The organism is Pseudomonas sp. HMSC067G02, from assembly GCF_001813485.1.
Classification (GTDB): Bacteria; Pseudomonadota; Gammaproteobacteria; order Pseudomonadales; family Pseudomonadaceae; genus Pseudomonas; species Pseudomonas aeruginosa.
In genome coordinates this window covers 1-14,919 of the sequence record NZ_KV812708.1, presented here as the reverse complement: position 1 = coordinate 14,919, position 14,919 = coordinate 1, and the positions used below count along the sequence as shown (strand labels likewise).

Sequence of the window (14,919 nt, the reverse complement as noted above, 5' to 3'; positions counted from 1 at the left end):
ACTTCCTGCTCAAGCCGGCGCGCTACGCGATCCTCCTGTGGGGACCGGTGATCGTCTACGAACGCATGCCGGCGCTCGGCAAGGTCGGCGCGGCGATCGTTCCCACCGCCTTCGAGGTAGCCGGCCTGCTCGGCCCGATCCTGATCGGCTTCGCCTCGGACAAGCTGTTCGGCGCACGGCGCATGCCGGCCTGCGTGATCAGCCTGCTGGCGCTGACCGTCTGCCTGGCACTGTTCGTCCCGGCGATGACCACCGGCAGCATTCCGATAGTGGTCGGCCTGCTGTTCATGATGGGACTGACCCTGTACGGCCCGGACTCGATGATCTGCGGCTCCGCCGCCATCGACTTCGGCACCGGCGAGGCCGCCGGCACCGCCTCCGGCTTCGTCAATGGCTGCGGTTCGGTGGGCGCGATCCTCGGTGGCCTGCTGCCCGGCTATTTCGACACCTACACGGTGTTCATCGGCTTCACCGTCGCCGCCCTGATCGCCACCGCGGTGCTCCTCCCGCACTGGAACAGCCGACCCGACGGTGTCGTGAAAGGCCACAGGAACATCCCCAGCCTGGGGGACTTCCGCCCGATCCGCTCCTGACTCCGGCGCGCCCGCCGTGCCACCAGCGTCTTTTCAAGCCAGGGAAACCCTCATGCATATCGAACGCTTCGAAGTCGTCAAACGCCGGGCCGAAATGGCCCTGCACGGCAACACCCTCTACATCGGCGGCCAGGTCGCCGACGATCCCAGCGGTGACATCCAGGACCAGACCCGCCAGGTCCTGGAGAACATCGACCGGCTGCTCCAGAGCGTCGGCAGCGACCGCGGCCAGGTGCTCTCGGTACGCATCCTGCTCGCCCACCGCGAGGACTACGCCGGTCTCAACCAGGTCTGGGACCAGTGGTTTCCCGAAGGCCGGGCGCCGACCCGCGCCTGTAGCCTGGCCGAGTTGATCGACCCGCGCTGGCGGGTGGAAATGATCGTCGTCGCCGCCCGTCCGCAGTGAGAGCACAGCCATGACCTTCCGACCCTTCTGGCTGGACCAGGCCCTACGCTCCGAACATGCGGCCCCCTGCCCGCCGCTGGCCGGCGATACCCGCGCCGACCTGTGCATCGTCGGCGGCGGCTACACCGGCCTGTGGACCGCCATCATGCTCAAGGAGCACGATCCCGGGCTCGACGTGGTGCTGGTCGAGGCCGACCTCTGCGGCGCCGGCGCCAGCGGCCGCAACGGCGGCTGCGCGCTGTCCTGGTCGGCCAAGTTCTTCACCCTGGAACGGCTGTTCGGGCTCACCGAGGCGATCCGCCTGGTCAAGGCCTCCGAGGACAGCATCCGGGCCATCGGCGCCTTCTGCCAGCGCTACGACGTCGAGGCCGACTACCGGCTGGACGGCACCCTCTATACCGCCACCAACCCGGCCCAGGTCGGCAGCACCGACAGCGTGATCGCCGCCCTGGAACGCCATGGCATCAACTCCTTCGCCAAGCGCCCGCTGGCCGACGTGCAACGCCTGGCCGGCTCGCGCCGGCACCTGGAAGGCTGGTTCTCGCCGGCTGCCGCGACGGTGCAGCCAGGCAAGCTGGTTCGCGGCCTGCGCCGGGTCGCCCTGCAACTGGGGGTACGCCTGTACGAAGGTACGCCGATGCGAGGACTGGAGCACGGCCGCCCGGCGGAAGTGATCACCCCCCACGGGCGGGTCGTCGCCGACCGCGTGGTGCTGGCGCTGAACGCCTGGATGGCGAGGGCCTTCCCGCAGTTCGAACGCAGCGTGGCGATCGTCTCCAGCGACATGCTCATCACCGAGCCACGACCGGACCTGCTGCAGGAGATCGGCCTGACCAGCGGGGTCAGCGTGCTCGACTCGCGGATCTTCGTGCATTACTACCACAACACCCCGGACGGCCGGCTGATGCTCGGCAAGGGCGGCAACACCTTCGCCTACGGCGGACGCATGCTGCCGGTGTTCGACCGCCCCTCACCGTATCTCGGGCAACTACGCGGCAGTTTGCGGGAGTTCTTCCCCGAGTTCGCCGAGGTCGCCATCGAAGCCAGCTGGAACGGTCCATCGGATCGCTCGGTGACCGGCCTGCCGTTCTTCGGCCGGCTCGACGGCCGCGACAATGTGTTCTACGGCTTCGGCTACTCCGGCAGCGGCGTCGGCCCATGCCACATGGGCGGGCAGATCCTTTCTTCGCTGGCGCTCGGCCTGGACAATCCCTGGACCCGTTCGCCGCTGACCCAGGGACCGCTCGGTCGCTTCCCGCCGGAGCCGATCCGCTATGTCGGTTCGCTGATGGTGCGCAACGCGATCCGCCGCAAGGAGCGCGCCGAAGACGTCGGCCGGCGCCCGCGTCATCTCGACGTACGCCTGGCCAGGTTCGCCGCCGCCGCGGGCAAGGCCGACAAGGGGTGAGCCGCTTTCCGGGCGCCTCTTCAGCCCATTCGGGGGCGCCCTTCTTTTTCCTTCGGTTTCGATTTCGCTCAAGCAAAGGTCGTAAAAAGCGCATTTAATTCACCCGTCAGCCTGTGCGAGGCTGTTCCAACCCCTGGCCCAGTTTTCCTTCATGCACCTACCGACGACGCGCACCCTGCCCTACCAGCCTTCCGCCAACCCGGCCGGAACGCCCGCGCGTCTACCCCGCAAGCACAGCCGCTGGCTGGAACTGGAGCCGCTCGCCCTCCCTCTCGAACTGGCCTTCTGGGCGCTCTGGCATTGCCGCCACGCGCGTCCGCCGGACGCTCGTCACGCCTGATTTCCCTCCGGCCCCGCGCAACGGCGGGGCCGGCCTGCCGCTTGCATGCCGTTCCGCGACGCTGCCGTCGCCGGAGCGCCGCTGCGAGCGTCGCGACGCTACCGGACAAGACCGACAAGAGAGCCCCATGAACTTCGCCTGCGAACAAGAAGCCCAGGATTTCCTGGCCGCCAATCCCGATATCGAACTCTTCGAACTGTTCATTCTCGACGCCAACGGCGTGCCGCGCGGCAAGCTGCTGCACCGCGACGAACTGCTGGCCGTCTACCGCAGCGGCCGGCCGCTGCCGAGCACCATCCTGGGGCTGACGATGAACGGCGAGGATGTCGAGGACTCCGGCCTGGTCTGGGACGTCGGCGACATCGACTGCCGCGCCTACCCCCTGTCCGGCAGCCTGGTGCGCCTGCCCTGGCGGCAGATCCCGACGGCGGCGGTGCAGGTCAGCATGCACCCGAGCGAGGGCCTGCCCGCCAGCATCGCCGATCCGCGGCACCTCCTGGTGCGCACCATCGACGCGCTGAAGAGCGAGGGCTATCACCCGGTGATGGCCGCCGAGCTGGAGTTCTACCTGCTCGACCGTGAGCGCGACGCCAACGGCCGCCCGCAACCGGCTCGCGACGCCGATGGCGGCCGCCCGCGGGCGACCCAGGTCTACGGCCTGCGTGAACTGGAGCAGATCGAGCCATTCCTCGCCGACCTCTATGCCGCATGCAAGGCGCAGGGCCTGCCGGCACGCACAGCGATCTCGGAATACGCCCCGGGCCAGGTGGAAATCACCCTCGACCACGGCGACGCCCTCGCCGCCATGGACCAGGCGATCCGCTACAAGCGCCTGGTCAAGGGCGTCGCGCACAAGCACGGAATGCTCGCCTGTTTCATGGCCAAGCCGTTCGACGACCTGGCCGGCACCGGCATGCACCTGCACGTCAGCCTGGCCGACGAACAAGGCCACAACCTGTTCGCCAGCGACGACCCCGCCGGCACGCCGTTGCTGCGCCAGGCGGTCGGCGGCATGCTCGCCAGCCTGCTCGACTCGCTCCTGCTGTTCTGTCCCAACGCCAACTCCTACCGGCGCTTCCAGGCCAACAGCTACGCGCCGCTGGCGCAGACCTGGGGCGTCGACAACCGCACCGTGAGCCTGCGCGTGCCGGGCGGCCCGGCCTCCAGTCGGCATATCGAGCACCGCATCTGCGGCGCCGACGCCAACCCCTACCTGGCCGCCGCGGCGCTTCTCGCCGGGGTCCACCGCGGCATCCGCGAAGGCATCGATCCGGGCGCGCCGGTGGAGGGCAATGGCTACGCCCAGGCCGGCAAGCGCCTACCCACCGACTGGCTGACCGCCCTCGACGCCCTGCAAGGCTCCGAGTGGGCGCGGGAAGCCTTCGGCGAGCCGTTCCTCGGCGTCTACCTGGCGGTGAAGCGCGCGGAATACCGGCAATTCATGGGCGAGGTCGGCGAGCAGGACTGGCGCTGGTACCTGACCCAGGCCTGAGCCACCCCGGACCCGCCCGCATACGGCGGCGCGCCGGCAGGACGCGCCGCACTGGAACAAGGAATACCCGATGAACGCAGCAATCCATCCCCGTCCGGCCGCGGAACGCGCGCCGTCCTACTACGCCGCCACGCTCAACGAGGAAACCGACTATCCGACCCTGCTGGGCGCGGTGACGGTCGACATCGCCATCATCGGCGGCGGCTTCACCGGCGTCGCCACGGCGGTCGAACTGGCCGAGCGTGGCTACAAGGTGGCCCTGGTCGAGACCCATCGCATCGGCTGGGGCGCCAGCGGGCGCAACGGCGGCCAGGTCACCGGCAGCCTGTCCGGCGACGCGGCGATGCACAAGCAGATGCGCCAGTGGCTGGGCGCCGAGGTCGAGGACTTCATCTGGCACCTGCGCTGGCGCGGCCATGAGATCATCCGCCAGCGGGTGGAGAAGTACGGCATCGCCTGCGACCTTCGCCATGGCCACCTGCACGCGGCGATGAAGGCCAGCCACATGGGCGAGCTGCAGGCCTCCTACGAGGAGGCGGTGCGCCGCGGCATGGGCGACCAGGTGCTCCTACTGGACAAGGCCGGCGTCCAGGCCCACCTGGAGACCGAGCTGTATTGCGGCGCGCTGAAGAACACCCGCAACATGCACCTGCACCCGCTCAACCTGTGTATCGGCGAGGCCAGGGCGGCGGCCGGCCTCGGCGCGCTGATCTTCGAACATTCCGAGGTCCTGGATATCGTCCACGGCCCGCGGCCGGCGGTGATCACCCGCGAGGGAAGGATCGAGGCGCAGCAGATCCTGCTTGCCGGCGATGTCTACCACAAGCTCGAACGCAGGCAGCTCAAGGGCATGATCTTCCCGGCCATGGGCGGAATCGTCACCACCCGGCCGCTGGGCGAGCTGGCACGGGAGATCAACCCGCAGGGGCTGGCGGTCTACGATTGCCGCTTCGTCCTCGATTACTACCGCCCCACCGCCGACGGCCGCCTGCTGTTCGGCGGCGGCGCCAACTACTCGGGCCGCGACTCGCGGGACATCGCCGCCGAGCTGCGGCCATGCATCGAGCGCACCTTCCCGCGCCTGAAGGGCGTGGAGATCGAGTTCCAGTGGAGTTGCGCCATGGGCATCGTGATGAACCGCATCCCCCAGCTCGGCAAGCTCTCCGACAACGTCTGGTACTGCCAGGGCTACTCGGGGCATGGCGTGGCCACCAGCCACATCATGGGCGAGATCATGGCCAAGGCGATGAGCGGGAGCCTGGAGCAGTTCGACACCTTCGCCCGTTGCAAGCACCTCAAGGTGCCGCTGGGCGACCTCTTCGGCAATCCGATGCTGGCCGCCGGGATGTGGTACTACCAGCTCATGGAGAAGCTGCGCTGAAGCGCGTGGGATGGCGGGGTCCGCGGAAGGCCTAGTCGGCCTTCTTGCGGATCCAGTAGAGATAGGTGCCCGCCTCTTCCTGCTGCTCGACCAGCTCGTGACCGAGGAACACGCAGAACTTGGGGATGTCGCGGCGGGTCGAGGGATCGGTGGCGATCACCTTGAGCAGGCCGCCGGGCGCCAGGTCGCGGACCTTGTTGTGCAGCATCATCACCGGCTCGGGACAGTTCAGGCCGGTGGCGTCGAGAATGGCGTCGACAGAATGGGTCATCGGGAAACTCCGCAACAGAATCCGCGCATTGTCGCGCATGCGGCGCGGCCGGTCACCTGTCCCCGGCCGGAATGCCGCCGCCCCTCAGCGTTCAAGGCGGCGTAGATGGCAGGTCACTTCCTCGCGGTCGTGATACAGCTGCTTGCAGCCGATCGCTACCTTCAGGCCGCGCGCGTCGAAGCTCTCGCGCAGGCGCTGGAGGATCTTGCGCACCTCGGCGTAGCGCTGCTTCATCGGCAGCTTGAGGTTGACCACCGCCTCGCGGCAAAGCCCTTCGCCGATCCAGGTCTCGATCAACGCACCGGTGCGTGCCGGCTTCTCGACGATGTCGCAGACCATCCAGTCGACCCGCTGGCGCGGGCGGTACTGGTAGCCGTCGACCTTCTGGTGGTCGACCAGCCCGGAATACATCAGGTTCTCCGCCATCGGCCCGTTGTCCACGGCGGTCACCCGCATCTCCCGGTTAACCAGTTGCCAGGTCCAGCCGCCCGGCGCCGCGCCGAGGTCCACGGCGAGCATATCCGGCGCCAGGCGCTTGTCCCATTCGCTGCGCGGGATGAACTGGTGCCAGGCTTCCTCCAGCTTCAGCGTCGAACGGCTCGGCGCCTCGCGGGGAAACTTCAGGCGCGGGATGCCCATCGGCCAGAGCGCGCTGTTGCGCGGCTCGGCGAGGCCGACGAAGACCTCCCGGCCGGAGCGGAAGGTCAGCAGCAGGCGCGGCAGCGCCGGGTCCTCCTGCAACCGCCCGGCCTTCACCAGCGCGGCGCGCAGCGGTTTCTCGAACTTGCGGCAGAAGGTCGAGACCTCCTTGCCGGCATTGGTGTCCAGCACCTCCAGCCAGAGGCTGCCGCAGACCGGATAACTCGCCAGTTCCGCCAGCAGCACCTCGATGCGCTGGCTTTCCGGCAATTCGATGAAGCCGGGTCCGCGCGCCCACTGGCGCGGGAAGATCAAGTCGGCGAAACGCAGGCGGCGCATCAGGCGCTCGGCGCCGTCGGCGTCCTGGCAGACGAACTCGACGTGGGCGCTGGCCGGCTTGCTCTTGGCGTAGCCGGGAATCTCGAGAGTGGCTGCATGCTCGGCGATTTCGGCGCAGACTTCACCTTCGAAGCCTGGCCGGCAGTGCATCAACAGGGTATTCATGGGGTTGTCTCCTTGGCCGCGCACTATAGTGCCGGGCATGCCTCAAGGGAACTGCAGCGACCGTTCGTCGGTCCAGTGTATATGGCAGGAGCCCTCGAGCCGGTCTAGCTTGAAGGTTTCGAACAACGCTATCCCAAAGTCTGACTCTCGCCAGCGGCCGGTACCGATGGGATCGGGCCACCGCGCATTACCGAGGTAACGGCACCCTGGCGTCCGCGGACGCCGCGGGTCCCGGGCGAAGCCAGGCACTATCGGCTCGACGACGGGCCTGGCGTCAGGACGAGGCCAGGCCCGCCGCCCCCGGGCCCGCCGTGAGGAAATCAGAAATGCCTGCTTTGGACAGCCTGAAAACCCTTCGCAGTCTCGCTGTGGACGGCAAGACCTACCACTACTACAGCCTCCCGGAAGCCGCCCGGACCCTGGGCGATCTCGGCAAGCTGCCGATGTCGCTGAAGGTCCTGCTGGAAAACCTCCTGCGCTGGGAGGACGGCAGCACCGTCACCGGCGACGACCTCAAGGCCCTCGCCGGCTGGCTCAGGGAGCGCCGTTCCGACCGCGAGATCCAGTACCGCCCGGCGCGGGTCCTGATGCAGGACTTCACCGGGGTGCCCGCGGTGGTCGACCTGGCCGCCATGCGCGCGGCCATGGCCAAGGCCGGCGGCGACCCGCAGAAGATCAACCCGCTGTCGCCGGTGGACCTGGTCATCGACCACTCGGTGATGGTCGACAAGTTCGCCAGCGAATCGGCCTTCGAACAGAACGTCGAGATCGAGATGCAGCGCAACGGCGAACGCTACGCCTTCCTGCGCTGGGGCCAGAACGCCTTCGACAATTTCAGCGTGGTACCGCCGGGCACCGGCATCTGCCACCAGGTCAACCTGGAGTACCTGGGCCGCACGGTCTGGACCAAGGAAGAGGATGGCAGGACCTACGCCTTCCCCGACACCCTGGTCGGCACCGACTCCCACACCACCATGATCAACGGCCTCGGCGTGCTCGGCTGGGGCGTCGGCGGCATCGAGGCGGAAGCCGCCATGCTCGGCCAGCCGGTATCGATGCTGATCCCCGAGGTCATCGGCTTCAAGCTCACCGGCAAGCTGCGCGAGGGCATCACCGCCACCGACCTGGTGCTGACCGTCACGCAGATGCTGCGCAAGAAGGGCGTGGTGGGGAAATTCGTCGAGTTCTATGGCGACGGCCTGGCCGACCTGCCCCTGGCGGACCGCGCCACCATCGCCAACATGGCCCCGGAATACGGCGCCACCTGCGGCTTCTTCCCGGTGGACGAGATCACCCTCGGCTACCTGCGCCTGTCCGGACGCCCGGAAAGCACGGTCAAGCTGGTCGAGGCCTACAGCAAGGAACAGGGCCTGTGGCGCGAGAAGGGCCACGAGCCGGTGTTCACCGACACCCTGCACCTGGACATGGGCGAAGTCGAGGCCAGCCTGGCCGGACCGAAGCGCCCGCAGGACCGCGTGGCCCTGCAGAACGTCGCCAGCGCCTTCAACGAGTTCCTCGGCCTGCAACTGCATCCCTCCAGCACCGAAGAAGGCCGCCTGCTCAGCGAGGGCGGCGGCGGCACCGCGGTCGGCGCCAACGCCGCCTTCGGCGAGATCGACTACCAGCACGACGGCCAGACCCACCGCCTGAAGAACGGCGCGGTGGTGATCGCCGCCATCACCTCCTGCACCAACACCTCCAACCCCAGCGTGATGATGGCCGCCGGCCTGCTGGCGAAGAAGGCGGTGGAGAAAGGCCTGCAACGCAAGCCCTGGGTGAAGAGTTCGCTGGCGCCGGGCTCCAAGGTGGTCACCGACTACTTCAAGGCCGCCGGCCTGACCCGCTACCTCGACGAACTCGGCTTCGACCTGGTCGGCTACGGCTGCACCACCTGCATCGGCAACTCCGGGCCGCTGCTGGAGCCGATCGAGAAAGCCATCCAGCAGGCCGACCTGACCGTCGCCTCGGTACTCTCCGGCAACCGTAACTTCGAAGGCCGCGTGCACCCGTTGGTGAAGACCAACTGGCTGGCCTCGCCGCCGCTGGTGGTGGCCTACGCCCTGGCCGGCAGCGTGCGGATCAACCTCAGCGAGGAACCGCTGGGCACCGGCAAGGACGGCCAGCCGGTCTACCTGAAGGACATCTGGCCGAGCCAGAAGGAAATCGCCGAGGCGATCCAGAAGGTCGACACCGAGATGTTCCACAAGGAGTACGCCGAGGTCTTCGCCGGCGACGAGAAATGGCAGGCGATCCAGGTGCCGCAGTCGGACACCTACGAGTGGCAGGCCGACTCCACCTACATCCAGCATCCACCCTTCTTCGAACACATCGCCGAGGCGCCGCCGGCCATCGCCGACGTCGAGCAGGCACGGGTGCTGGCGGTGCTGGGCGACTCGGTGACCACCGACCACATCTCCCCCGCCGGCAACATCAAGGCCGACAGCCCGGCCGGCCGCTACCTGCGCGAGCACGGCGTGGAACCGAAGGACTTCAACTCCTACGGCTCCCGTCGCGGCAACCATGAGGTGATGATGCGCGGCACCTTCGCCAACATCCGCATCAAGAACGAGATGCTCGGCGGCGAGGAAGGCGGCAATACCCTGTACGTGCCCAGTGGCGAGAAACTGGCGATCTACGACGCGGCCATGCGCTACCAGCAGGACGGCACCCCGCTGGTGATCGTCGCCGGCAAGGAATACGGCACCGGCTCGTCGCGCGACTGGGCGGCCAAGGGTACCAACCTGCTGGGCGTAAAGGCGGTGATCGCGGAGAGCTTCGAGCGCATCCACCGCTCCAACCTGGTCGGCATGGGCGTGCTGCCGTTGCAGTTCGAGAACGGCCAGGACCGCAAGAGCCTGAAGCTGACCGGCAAGGAGGTGCTGAACATCCGCGGCCTCGGCGGCGAACTCAAGCCGCACATGCCGCTCAGCGTGGAAGTGACCCGCGAGGACGGCAGCCAGGACAGCTTCAAGGTCCTTTGCCGCATCGACACCCTCAACGAGGTCGAGTACTTCAAGGCCGGCGGCATCCTCCACTACGTGCTGCGCAGCATGCTCTGAGGCAGCGGCGGTACGCGCGGAGGGGTGGCTTCGGCCACCCCTTTTTCATTCCGGCGCCCGGGGCGGCGGGCGCTTCGCAGGGCGAACAACGCCCCGGCGTCATCCGCCGATACCCCGCAGGACCGGCGAATGGCCGCCTCGCGCTTATCCGCCAAGCCCCTCCCCAGCCCATGCGCGCCGCCGGGAATGACACGAAACCGTAACGTATTGACCTCCATCAGCGAATCCGCCATCTATCCGACCACGTGGTCGGTTCTCATGCTTTGGGTCAATAGCTATCTGTTTTTCCTCGTGAAAGCATTCACAAATCCCTCATGTGAAAGGCGTTTTCGCCGATGCAGAGGTAAATGCTTCACTTGTTTTGGAAGGCCCATGCGCAACAATCAACCGATCACCCAGCACGAGCGCGTCTATCCGGCGGAGCAACGCCTGATCACCACCACCAATCTCAAAGGCATCATTACCTACTGCAATGAAGCCTTCATCGACATCAGCGGCTTCAGTCGCGAGGAGTTGATGTCCGCGCCGCACAATCTGATCCGTCACCCCGACGTCCCGCCGGCGGTGTTCGCCCACATGTGGACCACCCTCAAAGCCGGCCGCCCGTGGATGGGGATCGTCAAGAACCGCTGCAAGAACGGCGACCACTACTGGGTCAGCGCCTATGTCACGCCGATCTACGACCAGGGCGCGGTGGTCGGCTACGAGTCGGTGCGGGTCAAGCCGACCGCCGAACAGATCCAGCGCGCCGAGGCCCTCTACCGTCGCCTCGGCGCCGGCAAGCCGGCGATCCCCCGGCGCGACCGCTGGCTGCCGGTACTGCTCGACTGGCTGCCGTTCATCCTGATCAGCCAGATCGGCTTCCTCATCGGTATCTGGCTGAACTCCTGGTGGGGCTTCATCCTCGCCGGCCTGCTCGCCGTTCCGCTCGGCCTGGCCGGACTGCGCTGGCAGAAGCGCGGGCTGAAGCGCCTGATGCGGCTCGCCGAACAGACCACCTCCGACCCGCTGATCGCGCAGATGTACACCGACAGCCGCGGCGACCAGGCGCGCCTGGAAATGGCCATCCTCAGCCAGGACGCGCGCCTGAAGACCTGCCTGACGCGCCTGCAGGACACCGCCGAATACCTCACCGAACAGGCGCGCCAGGCCGACACCCTGGCCCACCACAGCTCCGCCGGTCTGGAACAGCAGCGCGCAGAGACCGAACAGGTGGCCACCGCGGTCAACGAGATGGCCGCCACCACCCAGGAAGTGGCGAACAATGTCCAGTTGACCGCCGACGCCACACAGAAGGCCAACGAACTGACCTCGCGCGGCCGCGACATCGCCGCGGAGACGCGCAACGCCATCCAGCGCCTGTCGGAGTCGGTGGGCGAGACCGGGGCCGCGGTGAGTCGCCTGGCCCAGGACAGCAACGAGATCGGCGGCGTGGTCGATGTGATCAAGGGCATCGCCGACCAGACCAACCTGCTCGCCCTCAACGCCGCCATCGAGGCGGCGCGGGCCGGCGACCAGGGACGCGGCTTCGCCGTGGTGGCCGACGAAGTGCGCTCGCTGGCGCAACGCACCGCGGCCTCCACCGAGCAGATCCACCATCTGATCGCCAAGTTGCAGAACACCGCCAACGATGCGGTACATACCATGGAGAGCGGCCTGCAGCAGGCCGAAGCCGGGGTCCAGCGGGTGCTGGAAGCCGACAGCGCGCTGGTCGGCATCAGCGAGGCGGTCAGCAACATCACCGAGATGACCACCCAGATCGCCGCCGCCGCGGAGGAACAGAGCGCGGTGGCCGAGGAAATCAACCGCAACATCAGCACCATCGCCGCCCTGGCCGAGCAGACCTCCGACGAGGCGCTGCGCACGGCGAAACTGAGCGAGGAACTGACCACCACCGCGCAGAGCCAGTATTCCCTGGTCGAGCGCTTCAACCGCTGAGATCAGGCCGCGGGGAGGAAGCTCCCCGCGCCTGCCGTCACTTGAAGTCCCATTGCATCTGCGCCGGGATGCTCACCGCGCTTGACGACTGCACGCAGACGTCGAGGTAGTCGGTGAAGCGCGGTGGCGCGGAGATCCCCTCCTCAAGCAGACGGCTGTTGTCGAACAGGTAGTTGAGGTCGGCAAAGCCGCTGTACAAGCGCAACGCGCGCAGGACCAGACGCGGATTGGCCGGGCCGATGCGCGACTCGAAGCTCTTCGCCAGTTCCTTGAGGTCGTCCACCTCCACCTTGCGGTAGCGCTCGCCTACCGGCGCCGCCCCGTTGGCGCGGGCGAAGGCCTCGTCGATCTCGCCGAAGGTGCAGGCCGCGCGATGGCCGGCGGAGATATGGTAGAGGCTGTGCCCCAGGCACGGCTTCAGCGCCAGGCCGATCAGCGCCTCGGCGCAGTAGTCGACCGGGATCACGTCGATCTGCTCGTCCAGGCCGCAGGTGAAGCTTTCCAGGGCGAAGCCCATGCGGAAGACCCAGAAGATGCTGCCGGAGGCCTGGCAGCCAAGGGTACGGTGGCCCACCACGATGGATGGCCGCGCTACCACCAGGGGCAGGCCCGGCAGTTCCTCGCGCATGCGCCGCTCGATTTCCGCCTTGGACGCGGTGTAGTCCACCAGTTGCTGCTCCGCCGCCGGGAATTCCCAGGACTCGCTGATCGGCGACTCTCGCTGCGGTCCGCAGCACATCGCGGTACCGACGTGGAGGAAACGCTTCAGTCGCTTCGAACGGCTCAGCACGTCGGCGAAGGCGAAAGTGCCGTCGACGTTGACCGGCCAGATGGTCGGGTTCTTCGAGAACGACGCTACGGCGGCGCAATTGATCACCCGCTCCACCTGCATCAGGCGCGGCGTCTCGCGGGCCAGCCAGGAGGTGTCGAGGAAATCGCCGCAGAGGATCTGCTCCGCCCGCAGTGCCAGGCAGTCGGCTTCGTCGACGCCATGCATCAGCAGGTTGCCGCGCAGGCGTTCGAGCCCCTGCTGGCGGGATTCGGCGCGGACCAGGAAGGACAGGTTGGCGCCGTGCCCGGCGGCGATCAGCTGGGCGGCGACCGAACCGCCGAGAAAGCCGGTGGCCCCCGTCAGCAGGATGCGTTCGCGGGTATCGATAGCGGTGATCTGCTCACCGTCGGCATGCATGTTCATGTCTTCCCCCCTCAGAGAAGTCAGTCGCCCACGCCTCGATGCGAGGGTGGTTGCGCCGCAGCTTATGAGGGGATGCCTTAAGGAACCGTTAATGGCCCTGGAGCCCGCGAAGGAAGCCGGCCACCTCCCGCGCCGTTGCCGCCAGGTGCTGCTCGTGGGTCAGGCCGGAGGCCTTCAGCGGCTTGAGGTCGTGGTCCGCCGCGGCCAGCCAGTGCAGGCGGATCGTCGGCGCCAGCGCATAGCCCGCCACCGCCTCGCGGTTGCCCAGGGCGTCGCGCTCGCCCTGGACGATCAGGGTCGGCGTGCGCAGCCCGGCGAGGTGCGCGACCCGCGGCTTCTCCGGCTTGCCGGCGGCGTAGAACGGGTAGCCGAGGCAGACCAGGGCATCCGCGCCCAGCTCGTCGGCCAGCAGGCTGGCCATGCGCCCGCCCATCGACTTGCCGCCCAGGGCCAAGGGCCCGTCCAGGGTCTCGCGGACCTGCGCATGGACTCGCCGCCAGCAGTCGAGCAACTGCGCCTGCGGATTCGGCGGACGCTTGCGGCCGTCCTCGCGGCGCTGGGCCATGTAGGGAAACTCGAAGCGCGCGACGGCGATGCCCTGGGCGGCGAGCAGTTCGGCGATGCGCTCCATGAACGGGCTGTCCATCGGCGCCCCGGCGCCATGGGCGAGAATCAGGGTGGCCGACAGCGAGCCGGCCGGGCGGTTCCATTTCAGCGACAACTTGCCACACCTCGTATGCAGTGGGGGTCGGGAAGCCAATTGATCCCGATCAATATTTCATAACGCCCCATTATCCATGCTTCCTCTCGCTAATTACGCCAATTAGACCAGCCCCAATGGGGGGACGCCCGGCATCCCAACTGCCGGAAAAAGCCATAGCGTATAACCGTGGATGGAAGCCCATAGCATGAGCACCACTAACCCAGAGTCCGCCTATAACTACAAGGTGGTCCGCCAATTCGCCATCATGACCGTGGTCTGGGGCATCGTCGGCATGACCGTCGGTGTCCTGATCGCCGCCCAGTTGGTATGGCCCGACCTGAACTTCGGCTTGCCGTGGACGAGCTTCGGCCGCCTGCGCCCGCTGCACACCAACGCGGTGATCTTCGCCTTCGGCGGTTGCGCGCTGTTCGCCACCAGCTACTACGCGGTGCAGCGCACCTGCCAGGTGCGACTGTTCTCCGACACCCTCGCCTCCTTCACCTTCTGGGGCTGGCAACTGGTGATCCTGCTGGCCGCCATCAGCCTGCCGCTGGGCTACACCTCGTCCAAGGAGTACGCCGAGCTGGAGTGGCCGATCGACATCCTGATCACGGTGGTCTGGGTCGCCTACGCGGTGGTGTTCTTCGGCACCCTGGTCAAGCGCAAGGTCAAGCACATCTATGTGGGCAACTGGTTCTTCGGCGGGTTCATCCTCACCGTCGCCATGCTCCACGTGGTGAACAACCTCGAGCTGCCGGTGACCTTCACCAAGTCCTACTCGCTGTACGCCGGCGCCACCGACGCCATGGTCCAGTGGTGGTACGGGCACAACGCCGTAGGCTTCTTCCTGACCACCGGCTTCCTCGGCATGATGTACTACTTCGTGCCCAAGCAGGCCGAGCGTCCGGTCTATTCCTACCGCCTGTCCATCGTCCACTTCTGGGCGCTGATCGCGGTGTACATCTGGGCCGGCCCGCACCACCTGCACTA

At 67.5% G+C, this 14,919-nt stretch carries 13 protein-coding genes; 9 read left to right on the top strand and 4 right to left on the bottom strand.

All coding sequences use genetic code 11. The annotated features are described in order from the left end of the window. The 6 genes from HMPREF2914_RS22990 to HMPREF2914_RS22970 form a co-directional block, all read left to right on the top strand. Positions 1-593 (top strand): MFS transporter (locus tag HMPREF2914_RS22990; RefSeq protein WP_049262785.1); only part of this gene is annotated, 593 nt, incomplete at its 5' end. A 52-nt stretch (positions 594-645) separates the two neighbouring features. Next, positions 646-999, top strand: coding sequence for a RidA family protein (locus tag HMPREF2914_RS22985; RefSeq protein ID WP_003087359.1), 354 nt, complete (start codon positions 646-648; stop codon positions 997-999). Between the two features lie 10 nt (positions 1,000-1,009). After that, on the top strand, positions 1,010-2,407 hold the full coding sequence (locus tag HMPREF2914_RS22980; RefSeq protein WP_023092002.1) for an FAD-dependent oxidoreductase: 1,398 nt from the start codon (positions 1,010-1,012) through the stop codon (positions 2,405-2,407). A 151-nt stretch (positions 2,408-2,558) separates the two neighbouring features. Then, positions 2,559-2,747: a hypothetical protein gene (locus tag HMPREF2914_RS31905; RefSeq protein WP_011666714.1), complete on the top strand. Its 189-nt coding sequence runs from the start codon at positions 2,559-2,561 to the stop codon at positions 2,745-2,747. 127 nt (positions 2,748-2,874) lie between these two features. After that, positions 2,875-4,239 (top strand): glutamine synthetase family protein, encoded by a 1,365-nt coding sequence (locus HMPREF2914_RS22975; protein ID WP_023092003.1) that lies wholly within the window; start codon positions 2,875-2,877, stop codon positions 4,237-4,239. Positions 4,240-4,309: 70 nt separating this feature from the next. Continuing rightward, a complete protein-coding gene (locus HMPREF2914_RS22970; protein ID WP_003132950.1) occupies positions 4,310-5,620 on the top strand; it encodes an NAD(P)/FAD-dependent oxidoreductase in 1,311 nt (436 codons plus the stop codon). Positions 5,621-5,651: 31 nt separating this feature from the next. Here HMPREF2914_RS22970 and tusA read toward each other — a convergent pair whose 3' ends face one another. After that, a complete protein-coding gene (gene tusA, locus HMPREF2914_RS22965; RefSeq protein WP_003105999.1) occupies positions 5,652-5,891 on the bottom strand; it encodes a sulfurtransferase TusA in 240 nt (79 codons plus the stop codon). Positions 5,892-5,975: 84 nt separating this feature from the next. Continuing rightward, the gene (rlmM, locus tag HMPREF2914_RS22960; protein WP_003087345.1) at positions 5,976-7,034 is read right to left on the bottom strand and encodes a 23S rRNA (cytidine(2498)-2'-O)-methyltransferase RlmM; all 1,059 of its coding nucleotides are present in this window, start codon (positions 7,032-7,034) and stop codon (positions 5,976-5,978) included. 326 nt (positions 7,035-7,360) lie between these two features. Between rlmM and acnA the strand changes: the two genes are divergently transcribed. Beyond that, the gene (gene acnA / locus HMPREF2914_RS22955) at positions 7,361-10,093 is read left to right on the top strand and encodes an aconitate hydratase AcnA (RefSeq protein WP_003087332.1); all 2,733 of its coding nucleotides are present in this window, start codon (positions 7,361-7,363) and stop codon (positions 10,091-10,093) included. 372 nt (positions 10,094-10,465) lie between these two features. Continuing rightward, a complete protein-coding gene (locus tag HMPREF2914_RS22950; protein WP_003087330.1) occupies positions 10,466-12,031 on the top strand; it encodes a methyl-accepting chemotaxis protein in 1,566 nt (521 codons plus the stop codon). A gap of 37 nt (positions 12,032-12,068) precedes the next feature. Here HMPREF2914_RS22950 and cprA read toward each other — a convergent pair whose 3' ends face one another. Together cprA and HMPREF2914_RS22940 are read right to left on the bottom strand one after the other, a co-directional pair. Further along, a complete protein-coding gene (gene cprA, locus HMPREF2914_RS22945) occupies positions 12,069-13,226 on the bottom strand; it encodes a cationic peptide resistance protein CprA (protein ID WP_003087328.1) in 1,158 nt (385 codons plus the stop codon). An 88-nt stretch (positions 13,227-13,314) separates the two neighbouring features. Continuing rightward, on the bottom strand, positions 13,315-13,947 hold the full coding sequence (locus HMPREF2914_RS22940; protein WP_003105994.1) for an alpha/beta hydrolase family protein: 633 nt from the start codon (positions 13,945-13,947) through the stop codon (positions 13,315-13,317). A gap of 187 nt (positions 13,948-14,134) precedes the next feature. Here HMPREF2914_RS22940 and HMPREF2914_RS22935 point away from each other — a divergent pair. Continuing rightward, positions 14,135-14,919 (top strand): cbb3-type cytochrome c oxidase subunit I (locus tag HMPREF2914_RS22935; protein WP_177343806.1); only part of this gene is annotated, 785 nt, incomplete at its 3' end.